This is a genomic window from Serratia sp. SSNIH1, from assembly GCF_002935055.1.
GTDB lineage: Bacteria > Pseudomonadota > Gammaproteobacteria > Enterobacterales > Enterobacteriaceae > Serratia > Serratia nevei.
Genome location: NZ_CP026383.1, coordinates 2,440,361 through 2,462,291, shown reverse-complemented (window position 1 = coordinate 2,462,291; position 21,931 = coordinate 2,440,361). Strand labels below are relative to the sequence as shown.

At 55.0% G+C, this 21,931-nt stretch carries 21 protein-coding genes; 8 read left to right on the top strand and 13 right to left on the bottom strand.

Features of this window, described 5'->3' with window-relative positions:
• From C3F38_RS11810 to C3F38_RS11790, 5 genes are read right to left on the bottom strand one after another with little or no spacing between them, the layout of a single operon-like run.
• Positions 1-1,158 (bottom strand): NAD/NADP-dependent octopine/nopaline dehydrogenase family protein, encoded by a 1,158-nt coding sequence (locus C3F38_RS11810; protein WP_038875476.1) that lies wholly within the window; start codon positions 1,156-1,158, stop codon positions 1-3.
• Positions 1,158-2,171: a PLP-dependent cysteine synthase family protein gene (locus C3F38_RS11805; protein ID WP_038875474.1), complete on the bottom strand. Its 1,014-nt coding sequence runs from the start codon at positions 2,169-2,171 to the stop codon at positions 1,158-1,160. The genes C3F38_RS11810 and C3F38_RS11805 overlap by 1 nt, the downstream gene beginning before the upstream one ends.
• 11 nt (positions 2,172-2,182) lie before the next feature.
• Positions 2,183-3,583 (bottom strand): Y4yA family PLP-dependent enzyme, encoded by a 1,401-nt coding sequence (locus C3F38_RS11800; protein ID WP_055313500.1) that lies wholly within the window; start codon positions 3,581-3,583, stop codon positions 2,183-2,185.
• Between the two features lie 11 nt (positions 3,584-3,594).
• On the bottom strand, positions 3,595-5,700 hold the full coding sequence (locus C3F38_RS11795; RefSeq protein ID WP_055317323.1) for a TonB-dependent siderophore receptor: 2,106 nt from the start codon (positions 5,698-5,700) through the stop codon (positions 3,595-3,597).
• Positions 5,701-5,734: 34 nt separating this feature from the next.
• Positions 5,735-7,594 carry an IucA/IucC family siderophore biosynthesis protein gene (locus C3F38_RS11790; RefSeq protein WP_055317317.1) on the bottom strand — a complete coding sequence of 620 codons (1,860 nt, stop codon included), beginning with the start codon at positions 7,592-7,594 and terminating at the stop codon, positions 5,735-5,737.
• 171 nt (positions 7,595-7,765) lie between these two features.
• On the opposite strand from C3F38_RS11790, the gene C3F38_RS11785 reads away from it, so the two are divergent.
• A complete protein-coding gene (locus tag C3F38_RS11785; protein ID WP_223294880.1) occupies positions 7,766-8,635 on the top strand; it encodes a CoA ester lyase in 870 nt (289 codons plus the stop codon).
• Between the two features lie 128 nt (positions 8,636-8,763).
• Here C3F38_RS11785 and C3F38_RS11780 read toward each other — a convergent pair whose 3' ends face one another.
• Positions 8,764-9,822: an AI-2E family transporter gene (locus C3F38_RS11780; protein WP_038875466.1), complete on the bottom strand. Its 1,059-nt coding sequence runs from the start codon at positions 9,820-9,822 to the stop codon at positions 8,764-8,766.
• A gap of 441 nt (positions 9,823-10,263) precedes the next feature.
• Here C3F38_RS11780 and C3F38_RS11775 point away from each other — a divergent pair, with 441 nt between their 5' ends.
• A complete protein-coding gene (locus C3F38_RS11775; protein ID WP_033646456.1) occupies positions 10,264-10,818 on the top strand; it encodes a cytochrome b in 555 nt (184 codons plus the stop codon).
• A 23-nt stretch (positions 10,819-10,841) separates the two neighbouring features.
• Positions 10,842-11,420, top strand: coding sequence for a YceI family protein (locus C3F38_RS11770; RefSeq protein WP_016928208.1), 579 nt, complete (start codon positions 10,842-10,844; stop codon positions 11,418-11,420).
• A 43-nt stretch (positions 11,421-11,463) separates the two neighbouring features.
• On the opposite strand, the gene C3F38_RS11765 is transcribed toward C3F38_RS11770, so the two are convergent.
• Both C3F38_RS11765 and C3F38_RS11760 read right to left on the bottom strand, forming a co-directional pair.
• Positions 11,464-12,531, bottom strand: a complete 1,068-nt coding sequence (locus C3F38_RS11765) for a rhodanese-related sulfurtransferase (protein WP_033638032.1) — start codon at positions 12,529-12,531, stop codon at positions 11,464-11,466.
• Between the two features lie 33 nt (positions 12,532-12,564).
• On the bottom strand, positions 12,565-12,861 hold the full coding sequence (locus tag C3F38_RS11760) for a hypothetical protein (protein WP_038875462.1): 297 nt from the start codon (positions 12,859-12,861) through the stop codon (positions 12,565-12,567).
• Between the two features lie 50 nt (positions 12,862-12,911).
• Here C3F38_RS11760 and C3F38_RS11755 point away from each other — a divergent pair, with 50 nt between their 5' ends.
• The 4 genes from C3F38_RS11755 (at position 12,912) to C3F38_RS11740 (ending at position 17,682) form a co-directional block, all read left to right on the top strand.
• On the top strand, positions 12,912-13,832 hold the full coding sequence (locus tag C3F38_RS11755) for a Kdo(2)-lipid IV(A) acyltransferase (protein ID WP_038875457.1): 921 nt from the start codon (positions 12,912-12,914) through the stop codon (positions 13,830-13,832).
• A 100-nt stretch (positions 13,833-13,932) separates the two neighbouring features.
• Positions 13,933-14,217, top strand: coding sequence for a YciI family protein (locus tag C3F38_RS11750; RefSeq protein WP_047727826.1), 285 nt, complete (start codon positions 13,933-13,935; stop codon positions 14,215-14,217).
• 199 nt (positions 14,218-14,416) lie between these two features.
• A complete protein-coding gene (gene mdtG / locus C3F38_RS11745; protein ID WP_055317316.1) occupies positions 14,417-15,655 on the top strand; it encodes a multidrug efflux MFS transporter MdtG in 1,239 nt (412 codons plus the stop codon).
• 473 nt (positions 15,656-16,128) lie between these two features.
• Complete coding sequence (locus tag C3F38_RS11740) at positions 16,129-17,682, top strand: peptide MFS transporter (protein ID WP_038875448.1); 1,554 nt, start codon at positions 16,129-16,131, stop codon at positions 17,680-17,682.
• A 50-nt stretch (positions 17,683-17,732) separates the two neighbouring features.
• Here C3F38_RS11740 and C3F38_RS11735 read toward each other — a convergent pair whose 3' ends face one another.
• Genes C3F38_RS11735 through C3F38_RS11720 form a run of 4 tightly spaced genes read right to left on the bottom strand, consistent with a single transcriptional unit; the run spans position 17,733 to position 19,294 of the window.
• Positions 17,733-18,131 (bottom strand): VOC family protein, encoded by a 399-nt coding sequence (locus C3F38_RS11735; RefSeq protein ID WP_038875445.1) that lies wholly within the window; start codon positions 18,129-18,131, stop codon positions 17,733-17,735.
• Positions 18,122-18,550 (bottom strand): YeeE/YedE family protein, encoded by a 429-nt coding sequence (locus C3F38_RS11730; RefSeq protein ID WP_048233331.1) that lies wholly within the window; start codon positions 18,548-18,550, stop codon positions 18,122-18,124. The genes C3F38_RS11735 and C3F38_RS11730 overlap by 10 nt, the downstream gene beginning before the upstream one ends.
• 2 nt (positions 18,551-18,552) lie before the next feature.
• Positions 18,553-18,987 carry a YeeE/YedE family protein gene (locus C3F38_RS11725; RefSeq protein ID WP_047727830.1) on the bottom strand — a complete coding sequence of 145 codons (435 nt, stop codon included), beginning with the start codon at positions 18,985-18,987 and terminating at the stop codon, positions 18,553-18,555.
• Positions 18,977-19,294, bottom strand: a complete 318-nt coding sequence (locus C3F38_RS11720; protein ID WP_055317315.1) for a helix-turn-helix transcriptional regulator — start codon at positions 19,292-19,294, stop codon at positions 18,977-18,979. The genes C3F38_RS11725 and C3F38_RS11720 overlap by 11 nt, the downstream gene beginning before the upstream one ends.
• A gap of 137 nt (positions 19,295-19,431) precedes the next feature.
• Between C3F38_RS11720 and C3F38_RS11715 the strand changes: the two genes are divergently transcribed.
• Positions 19,432-20,226: a helix-turn-helix transcriptional regulator gene (locus C3F38_RS11715; RefSeq protein ID WP_038875437.1), complete on the top strand. Its 795-nt coding sequence runs from the start codon at positions 19,432-19,434 to the stop codon at positions 20,224-20,226.
• On the opposite strand, the gene leuA is transcribed toward C3F38_RS11715, so the two are convergent.
• Positions 20,183-21,865 carry a 2-isopropylmalate synthase gene (leuA, locus tag C3F38_RS11710; protein WP_038875434.1) on the bottom strand — a complete coding sequence of 561 codons (1,683 nt, stop codon included), beginning with the start codon at positions 21,863-21,865 and terminating at the stop codon, positions 20,183-20,185. The two genes, C3F38_RS11715 and leuA, sit on opposite strands and share 44 nt — an antisense overlap.
• Positions 21,866-21,931 lie beyond the last annotated feature (66 nt).

Genomic DNA, 21,931 nt, shown 5'->3' with positions numbered 1-21,931 from the left:
TCACTCCCCCCTTATCGTTGGCCAATCGGCGGGGATCGGAGAGGGGGCAATCTTCCCTCCCATATACTCGCAACACCAGTAATAGATTTCTTCTATATATGGTGTTGGCACCCTGAGCCTCTGGCCGATCGAAACCAGCAGGCTTAAACCACAGCCAATATCTTCCCGAAAAACCCGATGGTTTTTATCAAAAATAAAAGTGTCGGATCGCCCTTCGCGGATCAGAGGCAGCGGGATACCCTCATAGGCCTTATTCGTTCGTAAAACGCTGAGGAGTGTTCTGGGGTCAGAAATTGAGTCACCGTATGCCTCGACTATTTCCTGCTGCAATGACTGCACAGAGCTGAGATCGATACCCAGTGAAAGTTCGGCCGCTTTACATAAGGCCTGATTTTCCTCATCACAGCGAGCGAGGAAATAAGCACCGAGTTCCGGGCAGTCACTCCACCAACACGGAATATGATTGAAAGCATGCCCGTGCCACTGCCCCCATGGACCGATGAGACCATAAATGACGGAGCTGTGCATGATTGGATTTCCTGGTGTAAGGGTAATCTCCAGGTAATTAGAAAGCAGAGTGACGGGAGCTTCATAAAGCTGCTTTAGGTAATCAAGCAGAATATCGGTATTCTCAGGTGTTTCCCGGCAATGAACAGCCACGTACAACTGTGATTTCGCCCCCCCCATCCTGACACTTTTTCCAGGTACAAGATCAAACGCAATATGGGGGACATCTTTCATGCCCCATATAACAATATTCGATAAGCCTCCAAATGCTTTTTCTGCCATCCAGTCAAATCCGCCAAAACCGGGAATGGCTCCGACGAAGACCTGCTTATGCCGGGGCAGCGCTGGCGCGATGCTGTGAAGCACGCTTTCGCGCACATGGCTTGGGGCAGTAATGATAATGAGATCTGCAGCGCTACAGGCTTCATCGGCTGACGCCGTCATCCTGACGGCAGGGGCTTTTATAACATTTCCGTCAGGCATGATCGCATGCAACTGAGCGCCACTGCCTTGATATGCGGTGACAGTTTCTGGCCGGCTAGTGTAGAGAGTGACTGCAACTGCGGGATTTTGACTGAATAAAATGGCAGCAAGATGGCCCGTACGGCCGGCCCCACATATTGTTACCCTTAACTTCTCGCCTGAGAACATTATTCTCCCTCCTCAACAGAAGAGAGTGCAAACCAGCTATCAAGTTGCCCCCAAACTTGCTCGGAGAGAAGATCCCGTTCTTTGAGCCACTCCTCATTGAAGATCGTATTTAGATATTTTTCACCGCCATCTGCAATAACGAGAGCCACATTCCCCCGAATCGTTCCATTATTGATAAATTCCAACGCTTTATATATTGCACCACCGGTAGAACCGCCAACAAGCAGCCCGAAACGGCGCGCAAGATAGCGTGCAGTTTCAAAAGCGCAGACGTCGGAAACCTGTTCACCATAATCAATGCAGCTGTAATCCAGAACTAATCCGACGGTGTCTCCTTCCGGTGTGCCGGTTCCTGATTGATAATAGGGCTTTCCCGGCTTTCCAAATACGATAGAGCCTTCTGGCTCTACGGCGATCGTGACTGTATCCGGATTATGAACCTTGAGGCCATGCGCTATCCCTGTCATCGAACCGCCAGTACCAACACATCCAACCCACGCGTCGACTTTGCCAATCTGGCAGATAATTTCACGCACCAGGTCTGCATATCCACCGGCATTGGCTGCATTATCTGATTGGTTCATGAACACTGCGCCGGGTATTTCACTCGCAATTTCAGCCGCCATACGCTGTCGTTCCACAACCGCGACTTCATTTTCGCCGTAATTACCCTTAACGTAACGAATATCTGCTCCCAGAGCTCGCATGATGGTAATTTTATCCTGAGCGGCATGGTGGTCCACCACTGCAATAAATTTAAGCCCGAATTCGATAGCCGCAATGGCCAGGCCGATCCCCGTATTGCCTGACGATGATTCAACAATTGTCCCGCCTGGTTGGATCCGCCCTGATTTCAGCGCCGCAACAATCATATTTCTGGCCATGCGATCTTTCATGCTCCCGCCAGGATTGTTTTTCTCCACTTTGATATAAAGGCGAGATTCAGATTGCGCCAGCGGTAATTGAATGACGGGAGTATTGCCAATCAAATCAGTTACTTTTCTGAAGATCATTTTACAACTCCTTAATTGTCAACGGTAAAAATGAGATTTTGGCGCGAGCTCATGACCGCGGTCAGTCTTGTGGGGAGCGGGTGCCGGTGGAACTGGTTTTCCAGTAAATCCATTTGGTAACCAGCAGTATTGGCAAATATCAGCAAGTCGCCCGGTTCAGGCAGGTGCTTGAATGTAATCAGACGGTTAGTTATAACGTCCTCGTCAAGGCAACTATGACCCGCAATCCATGCTTTCGCAGCAGGAGGTGGCTCATGAGAATTCTGACGAATATGGAGCGGATCGCTCAGGAATTCAGAGTTGAACCACGTTTCGCATGCACTGAAGCTACTTCCCTCGACAAAAATAACGTATCCGGAATCACCGTGAGGCCGGACTCGACATACGCGAAAAACACTTATGGCGCTCTGGTTGGCCAGACTTCTTCCGGGCTCGACACACAGCGTTAATCCTTCATCGATTAATGCATCGCAGACTCTTTTACCCGCAGGGTCCGCGCCGCCAAGAAACTGAGTGAGCCAGTGCTCAGCGTTTATATCGCCACCATAGGGATAGAAAGCATCCGGGACCCGTCGAGTACGATAGTTTTCCTGCGTTTGTGAGGATAGCCATGCCTTATAGCAATTCCCCTCTACATACTGAACGGGCAATCCTCCCCCGATATCGATAATGCATGGGGAATGGCCAAGGCTACGGGCGCAGGCAATTAACGGTAAAGTGTCAAAAAAAGCGTTAACCCTGGATACGGGCGAGTAGCCACTAAGATGGAAATGGAAGCCATCGATTTTTAAGGGATTACAGGTCTCGAGTTTCTGAAGCACAGCACTCACTTCACGGGATGACATACCAAAACGGCTGGTATGGCTGAACGCGGGGCGAAGGCGCAGTAGTATACTGATCCGGCCTGTCGGGCTTTTCCAGCGTTTAGCTACCTCCATGAGGTCGTCCATTTCCTCGACTGAATCCACAACAATCCGCGCCCCCTGCAGAATTAACTCCTGCAAAAAACGTATTGTTTTTGCAGGCCCAGTGGCACACAAATCGTTGCCTCTGCATCCAGCGCGGATAGCATCGTTGAGTTCATGCAGGCTGGATACATCAGCCCCTGTTCCGGCAGTGACGGCCGCCTGTAATAACGACTGTGATTTATTGACTTTAACGCCATAATAAAATTTCGCTTCAATGCCAAATCCCGCCGTAATAGCAGCCATCGCATTGAAATTATTCTCCACGGTATGCGGCCAAACAATATTGAGCGGAGAACCGTAAATTTCTGATAAGCGAACAAGAGTATCAGGGGACGTCTCTAACCATCGGGCAATAACAGGATCCACATAGGGGGGTAATTCTCTGGCCGGGCTTAACCGCCATGAAGTTGTTTCCCGGCAATAGGTATTTAACAGCGAAGCCATATTAAATCCTCTCAGAAATCAATGGTTACCGATGCAAGGAAGGTGCGTGGCGCTCCCTGCGCAATGGTGCTGTATGACGCCACGCCAGCCCAATAATGGCGATCTAACACGTTTTGAACATCAAAGCGGAAAGTTGCCGGTGTACCGTAAACACGCGTTTTATAGGCAGCCCCCATATCTACCGTGGTCCAAGAACGGATAGACTGCGTATTCGCCTGATTGACGTACTGCTTCCCGCTGTAATTGACATGACTGTTCAGGGACAATCCCCGTAGGACAGGGAGGTCATATTCCACACTCGTGTTTGCTTGTATCGGGGATACACCAACGGGTTTGTTACCACGAACGCCAGTGGTGGGAGATTTGGTGAGCTCAGCATCAATCAGGGAAAGACTTCCTGACATTCGCAAATTATCCAGAGGTTCATGGGAGATATTCAGTTCAATTCCACGGTTCCGTTGTTCGCTGTTGGAATTGAATGTATTGTTACCGTCGATTGCACCGCTTGGCTTCGTGATCTGGAAAAGAGCAAGACTGCTTTGGATTCCCGCCTCATCGTATTTAATGCCCACTTCGTATTGACGCGATCGGTATGGACGCATCACCTGACCTGCGTTTTGTGCCGTACCAGGGGCGACATCACCTTTGCTGAGCCCCTCAATGTAGTTGGCATACAGCGAAACGGGTTTCCAGGGACGGTAGACCAGGCCAAGCATCGGAGTGACGGCATATTCATCATAGGAGGATGAACGATCGCCATTAGCGGCGAAGTTATCGGCACGAACCCTTTGGACACGCACGCCTGGCGTGATGTCAACACTTCCATCCAGTACGGTCATTGTGTCGGCAAGCGCGAGACCACTTAACTGGCTGGAGGAGGTTTTTGATACTCTGGCTGGCGCAGAAGGCAGGGTGACATCAACGTCTGGCGGGGAATAAATATTGGAATCTACCGTTTGTCCCCAGGTGCTGGCGATAGCGAGGCGATCATGGTAATAACTGACCTGCAGCGTCGCCTGATGATCAATGGAACCGGTTGAAAAATAACTTCTTGCGCCAGTTTCTAAAATATAACGATTCACCTTAAAGCGGAAATTAGTAATCGTCGAGACGACATCCCCTTTGTCGTTAATAATATTAGGGGTTTGCTCTGATATGCGTGAAACCATCGAGCGTCCACCGCCTGCATTCGCAAAAACGGTCACGTTGTCATTAATATCGTATTCTGTGTGTAGCAATGCCCCCTGATCCCGGATTTTCCACCACATCCCCTTTTGTGCGATGTTTGTCTTGCCATCAGGAGCATCCGGAACATCAATGCCTGCAGCGACGGTGAAGGGGCGATTTGGGGATTTGACTCGCTGATATTGATCAAGCAGGTCAAGGGAAGCCCTCACCCCTCCGTTCCCATAATCGAGAGCAAGCGCGCCTAATGCCGTATTTTTATTGGCATTGTCGAGTGCCAAATCGCCACCACTACCGCCACCGTTAAAACGGATTCCCCACATCTCCCCGTCCGGGTTAACCCACAATTTACCGACATCGACATATGCACCGAGTTGGTTGTTGGACTCCCAGGCGGTGGTGAGGCGTTTAATATCCTGAGCTGTAGCCCTTTTAGTCACTGCGTTGATGACACCGCCAACCCCTCCGTTCGGGGACATCCCATAGAGTCCCGCGCCCGGCCCCTTCAGTAACTCTATTCGTTCGAGATATTGCGGCAATAATTGATAATTTGGTGCCACACCATAGACACCATTGAGTGCCACTTCACCGGTATTGCCTTCGCCAATAGGGAATCCACGGATCATGAAAGAATCCAGGATCCCACCTGAAGGAGAGGTAACCCGCACGGATGAATCATTTTTTATAACATCGCCGAGAGATTTAGCCTGCCTATTTTCAATGTATCGCGAGTTATATACCTTGATACTGAATGGCGTATCATGAATGACTTTACTTCCTAATAAGCCAATATGGGTTTGTTTGGATAGTGCATCTTCAGTTTGTGTAACTGTACTGTCGGCGCTAACGACAACGGTATCTTCCGCGTTCGCAATATAAGGAATTAAAACTTCTACAACAGCCAAAACCAGAAACTTCTTTCTACGATTCATAACCATTATCTCTAGTCCCAGAGTTACCGGCGTATCAATCAGCTAAAGGATTATTAAGACCGTGCTGAAGTCGATAATCAGTATATTGTTGTAAATGCATGCTCATTAATGAGCGGGTATACCAGGGATGGTTCATAAAATGCTCGCGTTCCTGATGCCAGAAACTGGCATCCAGCCTTGGGTGAAGTTCTTTAAATACACGGTCAAGTTCTTCGCCAATAACTTTCCACATACGGTTATCTGGGATGCAATAGAAGTGAGTCAGGCAAAGGGCGATTTCATGTAAATGACTGACAAGGCAAGCATCCACGACGAAGGTTCTGACGGGTTCAATATCATCTTCAAACACCGTGGGTAAAATGCCAGGCCAGATATAAGGTTTGAGTTCGTAACCTTGCTTACGGAGTGCCGGGGCCCAGCTGCGGCCATCACCGAAGTCACGGATAAGCATGGCCACAGCGCGGCCGGAATCATCAAATAAAACCTGCGTATTTTGTTGGTGTGCTTCAAGCGCCACGCCATAAATCAAATACATAGCCAAGACCGGCTTCAGTATGATCCGGGTATAATGACGAAACCATGTCTCAGGCGTGTCTCCTGACAAGGCAATCAGCTCACTGATAAGGGGATCGGATTTATGCGGGAGCGCGGTAAATAGCGATGCAACCGTGATAGCCAATGAATTATCGTTTCTTGTCCACGCATCCGTACTACGAAACACGACGGAGAGAAACTTACCCTCAGCGTCATCCATACGATCTTTATGACGAAAGTGCCATGCGGCATCTTCCCGGAAAAAGTCGAGCTTGCCGTCAAAACCTTGCTCCACATCCAGGATATCCTCAATAATCGTACTAATACGCGGCCCCATGTGAATGGATTTAGCCTGGAGGCTGCGCATCTCACTGGTCATCCATATGGCAACGGGCAATTTTATAAAAGGCAATGCCGGGGCCGTCGGAAGCATTGTTCTGAACGACATTGAGGGTGCGGTTTCAATTTCGGGACCAAATGGCAAAAGAATTCCTTCGTCTATTTCTTTGGCGAAATGACCCAAGATCCAATGTTCAAGATGCCAGGGGTGAAGGGGAATGGGCAGCCATTCTTGAGGGTTGCGATGCTGACTTTCGAGCCAGTCGCACCATTCACTCCAGACGCCAGGAAAGGCCGATGACAGCCATTGACGGATATCCTGAACATGAGGCATCTTCTCGCAATAAACCATGTCGTCCTGTATGGCCCCCATGCGAAGAGTGACTCGGGCTCCAAATTCGGCGGACAGGGCTTCGATGTCTTCATCGTTTAATCCAGGCCGGGACTTCCAGGTAGGATAATAAGGGTGGCCTTCCAGAGATCCCCACTGGTCCAGGAGGGTCGCCCCCTCTCTCAAACTGTGATGGCGTCCTACCCATTTAACAAAATAAGACTCCCCCTCTTTCTCCATATCTTTAGCAATGCTATTCCGCCATTTTGACCGATGCGCTCTGGCCAGCCGATCATTATGGATACTGTTAGCAACATCTTTATTGAATTTAGCTATACCCTCAGCCGATGGGCTGAAACTAAATTCATTTTTCAGGACGTCGATCAGTTGTTCATGTGACTGAATCGGGGTTTTGCTCCCGTCGGCTGCCTCGAGGATAATATCACCACGATTAATAACACTATTCGCCGGAAAAACCGCCGTTAGATTTAGCTGAAGGATATGTTCTCCATCAGAGAGGCGGTAATTAACCCTACTTTCTTCACCGAAAACCTCAAGTTTCTTTTCATCAAGTAGTTTTTCCGCAAAAAGACAACGAATTATGCGAGAGAGTGCGTTACGTGCCGAAAAATCAGGTTGTGTTGAAAGTGCTTGTCCTGCAAAGCCATTCTCATCTGCCAACTCCATCATATTTTCTCCCAATGTAAGAGGGTTGAAACGATTAGGTGTAAATTGAGCATCTTAAGGTCAACGTGATATTTCATTGCTCTCTCAGGCTCCTTGAAAACTTTCAGTCACTACGCTACCATCAAAATAAATTCATGTAAATGATAATCAATATCATTCTCATAACCGTAATCAATGATGAGATTACAAATTTATATCAATCACTTAGGCGGTAAAGGTATGAGTGTAGAGATTAGCTATTTGTTTGTCCCTGCTAATAAAGAGGTTATGTTTTCAAAGGCGTTGGCCAGTGGTACCGATGCGATCATTATTGATCTTGAAGATGCCGTTCATCCGAACGAAAAGCCCCTTGGTCGCGATAACGTTCTGAGTTGGCTGCATAAAATTAATAAGAGCAGCATTAAAACCGGAATATATATCCGGATAAATCATCCAAACGACAAGGAGTTTGATGACGACATCAGCTTGCTCAATTCATTAAATAAGCCATTGATTACGGGTGTGATGGTGCCAAAACTGGAATGCAGTGAAACGATAGTCCATATAAATTCAAGGCTTAATTCCGGAATATCAAGACTACCCTTTATCGGCATCATAGAAACGGCGCGAGGATTGTATCACTGTGAGAGTATAGCCTGTAGCGGTGTGGTCAGATTAGCGTTCGGCTCTTTAGATTATTCACACGATATTAATTGTCTGCAAACACCTGAGGCACTTCTCTATGCGAGAAGTCGTATCGTGGTGGCTTCACGGCTTGCCAACCTATCGCCCCCTATTGATTGCGTCACCCCCGAATTTTGTACGTCCGAAACGTTGTTAACGGATTGCTGTCATGCTCGTTCCCTTGGATTCGGTGCTAAATTATGTATTCATCCGGATCAAATCAATGTGGTTGCCAAGGCATTTAGCCCTACGGAGGAACAAATTAAATGGGCTGAAGAGGTGTTAAAACAATCCAGAGATAACTATGCTTTTCAGGTTGGTGGCTCGATGGTTGATTTACCCTTAATAAAACAGGCAGTCCGTTTAATGAACAGTAAATAAACCAGAGTGAATGTATTGGTCAACCACGCAAACTATAAACAGTCAGATAGAAGCGTTAAGCCACCGTTGGGGGGGGTTATTCAAACGCATTAACAACCCCGGGCACAACGTGGCTACAAGAATTCTCCTCACTCCGGCTCTGCCGGAGGCTGGCGCGGAGGGCGGCCGTCGCCCAGGATAACCGCCAGCCGATAGCCGCCCTCGGTGGTCTCCAGCGCGATGCGCGCCACAATTGTCAGCGGCACCGACAGCAGCATGCCGACCGGGCCGAGCAGCCAGCCCCAAAAAATCAGCGACAGGAACACCACCAGCGTCGACAACCCCAGCCCGCGCCCCATCACCCGCGGTTCGAGGATATTGCCGATCACCATGTTGATTGCGATAAAACCTCCCGCCACCACCAGCGCATCACCCAATCCGTTGAACAGCAGCGCCTGAATCAGCGGCGGAATGGCGGCCAATACCGAGCCGATATTGGGAATATAGTTGAGCAGAAACGCCAGCAGCCCCCAGATAAAGGCGAAGCGTACGCCGACCGCCGCCAGGAAGATCCAGACGATCACCCCGGTGGCCAGGCTAATGATGGTTTTAATCACCAGATAACGCGTCACGCCGTCCAGCGCCCGCCGCATCGCGGCGAGGCCTTCATTCGGCTTATCCAGCGCCTGCTGCAGCTTATAAGGCAGCAGCTGCACTTCAAACAGCATAAACACCACGGTCATCAGCAGCAGGAAGACGTTGGTCATGGCGCCAGACAGGTGCCCCAGCATGCGGGTAACCAGATTCATCGCCGCGCTGGGATCGACATATTGCAGCATCGCTTCGCTGGAGAGGCTGATATTGAAGCGATCGGCGTAATACTGCAGCTCGCGCAGTTTCTCGATCATCATGCCGCGGTACTGCGGCAGCGAACGGGCGAACTCGTTCAGCGAAGCGCCCAGCATGCCGATGAACAGCATCACGACCACAATCACCGCCGTTACCAGCAGCGTCACCCCAAGGATGCGCGGCACCCGTCGGCGTTCCAGCATAGCCACTAGAGGATTCAGTACCATCGCGAGGAACACCGCCAGTAGAAACGGCACCACGATGTCGGCGGCGGCTTTCACCCCAGCCAGAATGATCACCAACATCGCCAGCAGGATGGCCAAACGCAGGCTGTTGTCGGTTACACGGGTTCGGCCCATGATGTTTCCTTGTTATTTCATTGGGTTAGCCGGCCATCAAGAGCCGACGCTTGGCGCTAATGGTAGCAAAGTCCGCCGCTATGCCGCAGAGGATTTAGCGTAACCGTTCGAAAAAATTAATCTTTCGATCTGCTCTTCGCCGCGAGAAATAGGCATAACCTTTGCCAACAAATAATCCCACCGAGCAATTTATGGACGGTTTACGTAAAATGACAAAAGCTGACATTAATAGATAATAAGCCTAATTTTCAACAACTAGCATAATCGTTACGTGAAAGAAATAATATCATCTTCAACGATTTATCTGATGAACTCCGAACATCTCAAACAAATTCACTGACTAATATTTCTAAGAAGTAACATAGTTAAATTTATTATTGATTTTATGTTTCCTAAAGTTTAATTATTGCAGCCAGCCAATCGGTAATCGAAGGAAACAGGATGCTCTGGAAAAATACCGCCGATCGTTTCGGTCATGTGTCAGTGTTAATCCACTGGCTGGTGGCGCTGACGGTGTACGGCATGTTCGCACTTGGTCTGTGGATGGTTACGCTGGGCTATTACGACGTCTGGTACCACCAGGCGCCGGAGATCCACAAAAGCATCGGCGCGCTGCTGTTCATCGTCATGGTGATCCGCGTGATCTGGCGCTTTGTCTCGCCGCCGCCCAAGCCTCTGGCCAGCTATGGTCGCCTCACTCGCGTCAGCGCCATTCTCGCGCATCTGGCGCTGTACGCCGTTCTGTTCGGCATTCTGATCAGCGGCTATCTGATCTCGACCGCCGACGGCCAACCGATCAGCGTATTCGGCTGGTTCGACGTGCCCGCCACCGTGACCGGCATGGCGGAGCAAGCCGATACCGCCGGCGCCATTCACCTTTACCTGGCCTGGGCCGTGGTAGTGCTCTCGGTACTGCACGGGCTGGCCGCGCTTAAACATCACTTTATCGATCGTGATGTCACTTTGAAACGGATGCTGGGTAGCAGCGCCGATTAACCTTTGGATTTATGGAGATTGCTATGTTGAAAAAGACCGTATTGGGCCTGACCGCAGGCGCCCTGCTGCTTAGCGCCGGTTCCGCACTGGCGGCGGACTACAAGATCGACAAACAGGGCCAGCACGCCTTTATCGAATTCCGCATCCAGCACCTGGGCTACAGCTGGCTGTACGGCAGCTTTAAAGACTTCGACGGCGGCTTCACCTTCGACGAAAAAGATCCGTCCAAGGACAAGGTCAACGTGACCATCAATACCGCCAGCGTCGACACCAACCACGCCGAACGCGACAAGCACCTGCGCAGCGCCGAGTTCCTCAACGTAGAGAAGAACAAGCAGGCCAAGTTTGAATCCACCGAAGTGAAGAAAAGCGGCGACGGTTATGCGGTGGTCGGTAACCTGACGTTGAACGGCGTGACCAAGCCGGTCACGCTGGACGCCAAACTGATTGGCCAGGGCAACGATCCGTGGGGCGGCTACCGCGCCGGCTTTGAAGCCAACGGCAAGATCAAGCTGAAAGACTTCGGCATCACCACCGATCTGGGCCCGGCGTCGCAAGACGTTGAGCTGATCATCTCCGTAGAAGGCGTACGCGAGAAATAAAAAAAAGCCCGGCTTGGCGGCCGGGCTTCTCATTTCCTCAGGCTCAGCGGGCTGGGCCTTCTTCTTCCGGTGCCGGAATGTGCATCGTAGTCTGCAACAAGCCTTTCGACTTATTGAAGATCTTGACGCCGTTTTCACGGCCGGCACGGCGCGCGCGCTGCTCTTCGCGCGGCAACTTCAGCTCTTCGCGGCAAATCTCGCTGCAGCACCCTTCAAACTTGGCGGCGCAGCTCGGGCACTGAATGAACAGCAGATGGCAGCCGTCGTTCTTGCAGTTGGTGTGGGTGTCGCACGGCGCACCGCACTGATGGCAGTTGGCGATCACATCGTCGGAGATGCGCTCGCCCATGCGCTCATCGAACACGAAGTTTTTGCCGATAAACTTCAGCGGCAACCCCTGCTCTTTCGCTTTGCGGGTGTACTCGATGATCCCGCCTTCCACGTGGTAGATGTTTTTAAAGCCGTTGTGCAGCATATAGGCGCTGGCTTTTTCACAGCGAATGCCGCCGGTGCAGTACATGACGATGTTTTTGTCTTTGCTGTCCTGCAGCATCTCCACCGCCATCGGCAGCTGATCGCGGAAGGTATCCGACGGCACCTCGATGGCGTTTTCGAAGTGACCGACTTCGTACTCATAGTGGTTGCGCATATCGACGAACACCGTATTCGGATCGTCGATCATCTGATTGACGCGATCGGCCTGCAGATACTCGCCGACGTTGCTTGGGTCAAAGCTCTCGTCATCGATGCCGTCGGCCACGATGCGCTCGCGCACCTTGAGGCGCAGCACCCAAAAGGATTTGCCGTCGTCTTCCAGCGCGATGTTCAGGCGCACCTGATCCAGCGCCGGGTGCGAGGCGAACAGCGCGGCTTTGAACGCGTCGAAATTATGCTGCGGCACGCTGATCTGCGCGTTGATGCCCTCTTTCGCCACGTAGATGCGGCCGAACACCTTCAGTTTTTCGAACTGAACGTAGAGGCTGTCGCGAAACGCTTTGGGATCGTCGATGGAGAAGTATTTGTAAAAAGAAACTGTGGTGCGAGGCTCGGTTTCCGCCAGCATGCGCGCCTTCAGTTCCTCGTTAGAAATTCGGTTATGTAACACTGGCATGGTGTACTTTCCTGTCTTTCGGGAGGTGACTGATTATCGCGCGCAGCCTGCCGGCCCGCGCGCGGCGCACATGATACCCGAAAAACCGCCGCCGCGCAGCCCCGCCATAATGCCTACACGGTTGCGCCTGAATAATGCCCGGCCATGATATTGCCGTTGGCCTTTAGCGGGAAATATTGTGGAAAAATCCGGCACCTGATGCATATTTAACGCCGAAAAGGGGGTTTTAATGCGTTGTTTTTTCCCGGAGCGCGAGAAAAATGCCACAATAGTCGCAAACAAACGGCAGAAACGAACCTTGCGGCCGAACTCACCCGGCTGCCAGACCATGCTATGACTCTGTCATTACACTTAAACAACCGTATTCAAACAGAGAACCCATGACTCAAGTTCCTACTTTCAATCGCTCCTTATTGCACCCACGCTATTGGCTGACCTGGGTCGGCATCGGCTTGCTGTATCTGCTGGTGTTGCTGCCTTACCCCGTCATCTACTGGCTCGGCACCTCGATCGGGCGGTTTGCCATGCGCTTTCTCAAGCGCCGCGTCGCTATCGCCCAACGCAACCTCGAGCTCTGTTTTCCCGACATGCCGCAGGCCGAACGCGATGCGCTGGTGGTAAAGAATTTCGAATCGGTCGGCATGGGGCTGTTTGAAACCGGCATGGCGTGGTTTTGGCCTAACTGGCGCATCGAGCGCTGGTTCAAGGTCAGCGGCCTGGAACACATCCAAAAGGCGCGCGACAACCACCAGGGCGTGCTGCTGATTGGCCTGCACTTTTTGACGCTGGAGCTGGGCGCGCGCATCTTCGGCATTCATAACCCGGGCATCGGCGTTTACCGCCCGCACGACAACAAGCTGATGGACTGGCTGCAAACCTGGGGGCGCATGCGCTCCAACAAGTCGATGCTGGATCGCAAGGACGTCAAAGGCATGATCCGCGCGCTGAAACAGGGCGATATCATCTGGTATGCGCCGGATCACGACTACGGCCCGCGCAGCAGCGTTTTCGTGCCGCTGTTCGCGGTGGACAAAGCCGCTACCACCACCGGCAGCTACGTGCTGGTGCGGATGGGCAAACCGGCGATCATTCCGTTCACCCCGCGCCGCCTGCCGGACGGCAAAGGGTATGAGCTGATCATGCAACCGGCGGTGGAAAACTTCCCGCTGGATAATGAAATCGAGGCCGCCGCCTTTATGAATAAAGTGGTGGAAAAAGAGATCCTGATGGCGCCTGACCAATATATGTGGCTGCATCGTCGCTTCAAGACCCGCCCGGAAGGCGAGCCTTCGCTCTACTGATAAAGCAAACCCGCCACCGGCGGGTTTTTTATTGCGCGCCTCTTGAGAATCGACGGCGACGGTGGGATGGTAAAGCCTTTGCCGCCAACCCGGAGCCGCTATGTACATTGTCAGCCTGACCTACCATCGCCCGATCGCCGAAGTCGACAGCCACCTTGACGGGCACATCGCCTGGTTGAAGACCTATTTCCAGGACGGCACCTTTATCGCCTCCGGCCGCAAAAATCCCCGCACCGGCGGCGTGATCCTGGCCAAGGGCATTGACCGTGCGCGGCTGGACGCCATCCTGGCCGAAGATCCCTTCAACGCCGTGGCTCACTACGAGGTCACCGACTTTAGCGCCACCACCACCGCCGCCGGTTTCGAGGCGCTGGCCGGACTATAAAACGCTGTAAATTCCGCGCGCCAAGCGCGGAATAAGGTTAAAACGCCATTTTTAAAACTTTATTTCATTTTTTGCCCAATCTTCGCCCCCTCGTTTGCCGTCGCCGCGCTTGCGGCGCATACTTACCACGCTAACTTTCACGTTTTGCCCCTTCATCTTGCCGCCGGCAAAGCGCGTCACCTTTCGGCAGTGGACATTTATGGCTTCGGTAGCAGAACCCGTTAACTGGAAACGTAACCTTTTCGTCGCCTGGGTAGGGTGTTTCCTCACCGGCGCCGCCTTCAGCCTGGTGATGCCGTTTCTTCCGCTGTATGTAGAGACGCTGGGCGTAACCGGCCATCAGGCGCTCAACATGTGGTCCGGTCTGCTGTTCAGCATCACCTTCCTGTTTTCCGCTATCGCCGCGCCATTTTGGGGTGCCCTGGCCGACCGACGCGGCCGTAAACTGATACTGCTGCGCTCCGCATTGGGCATGGCGATCGTCATGGTACTGATGGGCATGGCGCAAACGGTCTGGCAATTTCTCGTTCTGCGAGCGGTGCTGGGCCTGCTCGGCGGGTTCATACCCAACGCCAACGCGCTGATCGCCACCCAGGTGCCACGCAACCGCAGCGGCTGGGCGCTCGGCACCCTGTCAACCGGCGGCGTCGGCGGTGCGCTGATCGGCCCGCTCATCGGCGGCCTGTTGGCCGACCTCTATGGTCTGCGCCCGGTGTTCTACATCACCGCCGCGGTGCTGTTCGTCTGCTTCGTGCTGACGCTGCTGTATGTCAAAGAGCAATTCACCCCGGTACAGAAACGCGACATGTTGCACGCACGGCAGGTGTTTGCCTCGCTGAAAAACCCGAAGCTGGTGCTCAGCCTGTTCGTGACTACCATGATTATCCAGATTGCTACCGGCTCGATTGCGCCGATCCTGACGCTGTATGTGCGCGATCTGGCCGGCGCCACCCATAACCTGGCGTTTATCAGCGGGCTGATCGCCTCGGTGCCCGGCGTCGCGGCGTTGATGAGCGCCCCACGGCTGGGCAAGCTGGGCGATCGCATCGGCCCGGAGCGCATTCTGATATGTATGCTGATCGTCTCGGTGCTGTTGCTGATCCCGATGGCCTTCGTGCAAACGCCGTGGCAGCTCGGGGTGCTGCGCTTTCTGCTGGGGGCGGCCGACGGCGCGCTGCTGCCGGCGGTACAGACGCTGCTGATTTACAACTGCACCAATCAGGTGGCCGGCCGCATTTTCAGCTATAACCAATCGTTCCGCGACGTCGGCAACGTCAGCGGCCCATTGCTTGGTGCCGCGGTCTCCGCCGGCTACGGTTTTCGCGCGGTCTTCGGCGTCACCGCTTTGGTGGTGCTGTTCAACGCCGGTTACTCCTGGTGGTGTCTGCGGCGGCGGCCGGGCTACATGCGGGAAGACACGTTGCAGGAAGAACAATAGCTGCATTTATCGCCAATTTCCGCCATTGGCCGGATCAACGCCGCGTTTCCCCTACTTTTAATAATGCTTCCTTCGGGCCTGCGAATTTTCGGCCAACTCGGAACATTCTTACCTCAACATCTTGTTTATCAACAATTAATTAACTTTCAGCGCATAAAACCCGCTGTCAATCATATTCCCGCCACAACCAACAGAAAAACCAGAAAAGGAGATGCTTGTCGACTTTTCGTCTAAAAAATGGGATACAGGTACTAGACAAAACCAACGACCAGTTATCAAATGGTTAAATAATATCACGCCAGATGTGAACCATCGGCCAAGTGAAAAAAGGTCAGCACGCTTTCCACGGTTTATCAGCGTTGCAGCCGCGGTTTTGTCGGGTAATCCGCATTGGGCGGATCGCCTTCATTAAATACACATACAACCACAGTACGGGCTGCAGCCATGCAGCGCCTTTTTATTGGGAAATCGTTATGCAATCCTCTGTCAATAAGTCAGAAAGCCGGACCTTCTTCGGCCATCCCTATCCGCTGGGTTCTCTGTTCTTCACCGAAATGTGGGAACGCTTTTCGTTCTACGGCATCCGTCCGCTGCTGATCCTGTTTATGGCCGCCACCGTGTACGACGGCGGCCTGGGTCTGGCGCGTGAGAACGCGTCGGCGATCGTCGGCATTTTCGCCGGCAGCATGTACCTGGCGGCACTGCCGGGCGGCTGGCTGGCGGACAACTGGCTCGGCCAACGCAAGGCCGTCTGGTACGGTTCTATCCTGATCGCCCTCGGCCACCTGTCGATCGCCCTGTCCGCGGTGATGGGCACCAACCTGTTCTTCATCGGCCTGATGTTCATCGTGCTCGGTTCAGGCCTGTTCAAGACCTGTATCTCGGTGATGGTCGGCACGCTGTACAAGAAAGGCGATGCGCGCCGCGACGGCGGTTTCTCGCTGTTCTACATGGGCATCAACATCGGTTCGTTCATCGCCCCGTTGATCTCCGGCTGGCTGATCAAGTCACACGGCTGGCACTGGGGCTTCGGCATCGGCGGTATCGGGATGCTGGTGGCGCTGGTGATTTTCCGGGTGTTCGCCGTACCGGCGATGAAACGCTATGACCGCGAAGTGGGCCTGGATTCCACCTGGAACAGCCCGGTCGCGAAGAAAAAAGGCGTCGGCGCCTGGCTGCTGGCATTGGCGGTAGTCCTGGCTGCGGTCATCGTGCTGATCGCTCAGGGCACCATCGTCATCAACCCGGTTGAGGTAGCCAGCGTGCTGGTGTACGTCATCGCCGCGTCGGTCACCCTGTATTTCATCTACCTGTTCGCCTTTGCCGGCCTGAGCCGCAAAGAGCGTGCACGCCTGCTGGTGTGCTTCATCCTGCTGATCTCCGCCGCGTTCTTCTGGTCGGCGTTTGAACAGAAGCCGACCTCGTTCAACCTGTTCGCCAACGATTACACCAATCGCATGGTCGGCGACTTCGAGATCCCGGCGGTGTGGTTCCAGTCGATCAACGCCCTGTTCATCATCCTGCTGGCACCGGTGTTCAGCTGGGCCTGGCCTGCGCTGGCGCGCAATAACGTGCGCCCGAGCAGCATCACCAAGTTCGTGATCGGTATCCTGTGCGCCGCCGGTGGTTTCGGCCTGATGATGCTGGCCGCGCAGAATGTGCTGAGCAACGGCGGCGCCGGCGTATCGCCGATGTGGCTGGTGGGCAGTATCCTGATGCTGACGCTGGGTGAGCTGTGCCTGAGCCCGATCGGGCTGGCCACCATGACGCTGCTGGCGCCGGAGAGAATGCGCGGGCAAATGATGGGGCTGTGGTTCTGCGCCAGCGCGCTGGGCAACCTGGCCGCCGGCCTGATCGGCGGCCACGTCAAGGCCGACCAGCTGGATATGCTGCCGGATCTGTTCGCGCGCTGCTCCGTCGCGCTGCTGATCTGCGCCGCCGTGCTGATTGTGCTGATCGTGCCGATTCGCCGCATGCTGGAAAATACCCAGTCCAAGAGCGCGCAAAAACCGGCGACCACCGCCTGACGGATAACCCATTTTTATCTCGCAAACCGGCGCTCGAGGCGCCGGTTTTTTTATGCTTGCCAGGCCTGATGTTGCAGGACCACCCGGTAGCCGTCAGGATCTTCAAAGGTTTGCCCCGCCCTATCCCAATAGGGGTTATAGGCGACGACCGCCAAGAATCCCGCCGCCCGCATCCGCTCACACCCGGCTCGCCATTCGTTCTCATCCGGCAGGTAAAACACCAGCAGATGATCCTGCGTCGGCGCCTGCCCGACCCGCACCCCGCGATGCTGCGTGAACTCCAGATGGTAGGCATGCTGCGGATGCCCGATCATAATGCCGTCAAAGCCCTGATGATCGACAAACTCGCCCAGCCTTTCAAACCCCAACCCGCGGCAATACAGCGTGGCAATCTCTTGCAACCTATCGGTCGGGCGCGCAATGCGCAGCACCGCCTTGGCTATCGACATGAACGCCTCCACCTCATGATAATCTCATACAGCGCCATACCCGCCAGCATCGCCAGCAGGAACGGCCATACCCGTTGTATCTCCGCCCCCGCCAACACCCAGGCCGGGCCAGGGCAGATGCCCGCAATGCCCCAACCGATGCCGAACAACGCACTGCCCACCAGCAAACGGCGATCCACACGCCTAGCGGCCGGGATCTGCAGCGGTTCCCCCAACAGGCTCCGCTCGCGTCGGCGCGCCCACATAAAGGCCGGCGCCGCTACCGCAATCGCCCCAACCATCACCAACGCCAGCGAAGGATCCCACTGGCCGGTAATATCGAGAAACGCCAGTACTTTGGCCGGATTGGCCATGCCGGCGATAATTAACCCCAGACCGAAAATCACGCCGCTCAGCAGCGCCAACAGAGACTTAAGCATCTTCACCCTCCCAGCAGATGGCGCATCAGCCACACGGTCGTAAAGCCCAGCAGCATAAACACCGCTGTGGCGGCCAACGATCGCGGCGCCAGCCGCGCGACGCCGCACACGCCGTGCCCGCTGGTGCAGCCGCTGCCCAATCGGGTACCCACCCCCACCAACAGCCCCGCGATCGCCAGCCAGCCGCTGCCGGCCGCGACCTCACCAGGAGGCAAAGCCGCCGCAGCAGCATACAGCCAGGGAGAAATCAGCAACCCGCCAAGAAATGCGGCGCGCCAGCCCCGCTCCCGGCCGCCCGCGCTCAATAAGCCGCCGGTAATGCCGCTGATGCCGGCGATGCGGCCGTTGAACAGCAGCAGCAGCGCTACCGCACCACCGATAATGGCCCCACCCGCCAGCGCGGAATAGGGCGTGAAGTGTTGCCAGTCAATGGTCATCTCGGCTCTCCGGCTGTGGGCAATACAGTTGATACAGGGTCGTTAGCAGCGCCAGCGCTTTGGCATCGGCTACCGCATAGTAAATCTGTTTGCCGGCTCGCCGGGTGGAGACCAGCCCCTCCTCGCGCAGCACGCCGAGCTGTTGGGACAACGTCGGCTGGCGGATAGCCAGCGCCTGCGCCAGCTCGCTCACCGCCATCTCGCCCTGGCTGAGCCGGCACAGCAGCAGCAGCCGATCTTCATTGCCCAAGGTACGCAGCATCGCACCGGCCTGCGCCGCCGCCTTGCGCATCGCGTCGATATCCATCACCCCTCCAATTAATTTATAAAATTATATAATATCATTTTATAAATTATTTGTCTGCCGCGTGCCACAGGCTGGTGTGGAACCGCGCCGCATGGCATGCTGTCATCCCCCTTTTTGCCGCGCGGAGGCCGCTAACGATGCTGCTGTTTCATGACGTTCTGCCGGTCGATCAGCCCGTCCGGCCGTTGGCCAGGGATTATCGCCACGGCGACAGCGAGCCGGATCATTACCATAACTGCGCGCAGCTGATTCACAGCCTGAGCGGCGTAGTGCAGGTCACGACCCGGCTCGGCAGTTGGGTGGTGCCACCCGGCCGCGGCGTCTGGGTACCGGCGAAAATGGTGCACAGCCTGCGCATCACCGGCCAGGTGGCAGCCAGGACGCTGTTCGTCGATCCGTTGGCGCGCGCCGATCTGCCGGCCCAATGCCAGGTGGTGCAGGTTTCACCGCTGCTGCGCGAGTTGATTATCTGTGCGATGGAGATTGCGCCCGGCTATCCGAGCGGCGGGCGCGATGAGCGCGTGATGGAACTGATCCTGGATGAGTTGAGAATGCTGCCGATCCTGCCGTTGCACCTGCCCGAACCGCGTGAGGCCTCACTGCTTGCCTTATGCCGCCATATTCAGGCCACGTTGGCACAGCCCTGGACGCTGGAACAGGCGTCCGCTCATCTCAGCGTCAGCGGACGCACCCTGTCGCGGCGCTTCCAGCGAGAAACCGGGCTGCATTTTAGTGATTGGGTGCGGCGCGCCCGTTTGCTGGCGGCGTTGAACGCGCTGGCGACCGGCCGCTCAGTGTTAGAAGTGGCGCTGGATCTTGGCTATGACAGCCCCAGCGCGTTCAGCGCCATGTTCCGCCGGTTATTGGGGGTTGCGCCCAGCGACTATTTCAGCCGGACCGCGCCGACGACAGATAGCGCCCGGCAACGTTGAACAGCGCCTGCAGCGAAGCGCTGGCGGAGTCAACGTCGATGCCAACGCCGTAGGTAGCCTCACCTTGCGGCAGCGTACAGCGGATGTAGGCCACCGCTCGGCTGTCGCTCTGATGCCCCAGCGTATGCTCGTGGTAATCTTCGATCGCCAGCGGCAAGCCGAAGCGCCGGCGCAGCGCATCCACCGCGCTGGAAAGCAGACCGTTGCCGGCACCCTGCAGGCGCAGTGGCTCTCCCTCGCAAGCAACTCGCGCGTTGAAACTGTAGGCCTCAACCCCATGACTTTCCGTCTGGTAGCTCAACAGCTGCAAGCACGGCTGCTCCACCAACCCATAGGTGTCGCGGAATAAGCGCCACAGCTGTGCGCCGCTCATTTCCTTCCCGCTGCCGTCGGTCGCACGCTGCACCACCTGGCCGAAATCAATCTGCAGACCGCGCGGCAACGCCAGCCCATGATTTTGTTCCAGTAGCCAGGCAGCCCCGCTTTTACCGGACTGGCTGTTGACCCGTATCACCGCCTCATAGCTGCAGCCGACATCGGCGGGATCGAGCGACAGGTAAGGCACTTGCCACCAGCCATCTTGTCGCTGCCGTTGCGCGGCGAAACCTTTTTTGATCGCATCCTGATGCGAACCGGAAAAGGCGGTAAACACCAGCTCACCGGCATAAGGATGGCGAGGATGCACCGGCAGCTGATTGCACTGTTCCACTACTTCCACCACCTGTTTCAGGCGGCTGAAGTCCAGGCCCGGCGCCACGCCCTGGGTATAGAGATTCAACGCCAGCGTAACCAGATCGACGTTGCCGGTACGCTCTCCGTTGCCGAACAGGCAGCCTTCGACCCGATCGGCACCGGCCAGCAGCGCCAGCTCCGCGCAGGCCACGCCGGTACCGCGATCGTTATGCGGATGTACGCTGATCGCCACATCGGCGCGACGGCTGAAGTGACGGCAGAACCACTCAATCTGATCGGCATACACGTTGGGCGTACTCACCTCCACCGTCGCCGGCAGGTTGATGATCATCGGCCGCTGCGGCCCCGGTTGCCACACCTCCGCCACCGCCTCGCAGATCTCCAGCGCGAACTCTAATTCGGTAAAGCAGAAGGTTTCCGGCGAATACTCGAAGCACCAGGCGGTATCGGGCTGAGCCTCGCAATGCCGGCGAATGCGCCGCGCGCCGTTCACCGCCAGCGCCACGGTTGCGGCCTTATCCTGACGGAACACGATGTCGCGAAACATCGGCGCCGTGGCGTTGTACAGATGCACGATAGCCCGTGGCGCCCCCAGCAGCGCCTCGAAGGTGCGATCGATCAGATCGTCTCGCGACTGCGTCAGCACCTGAATCGTGACGTCGTGCGGGATCAGTTGCTCGGCGATCAGCGTGCGCACAAAATCGAAATCCGTTTGCGACGCCGAAGGGAAAGCCACCTCAATCTCTTTGAAACCGCACTGCAACAACAAGTGATAGAATTCGCGCTTGCGCGCGTTATCCATCGGCTCCGCCAGCGCCTGGTTGCCGTCGCGCAGATCGCTGGAGCACCAGCGCGGCGCCTGCCGCAGGGTACGCGCAGGCCACTGGCGGTCCGGTAACGTCACCGGCGGGAACGGTCGGTATTTGCTTGAAGGATCGATTAACATGGGCTTCTCCTGGCACCTGAGTGAACGATAGCGTCATTATTTCCCGCCATCGCCTCTTCTTCTCCC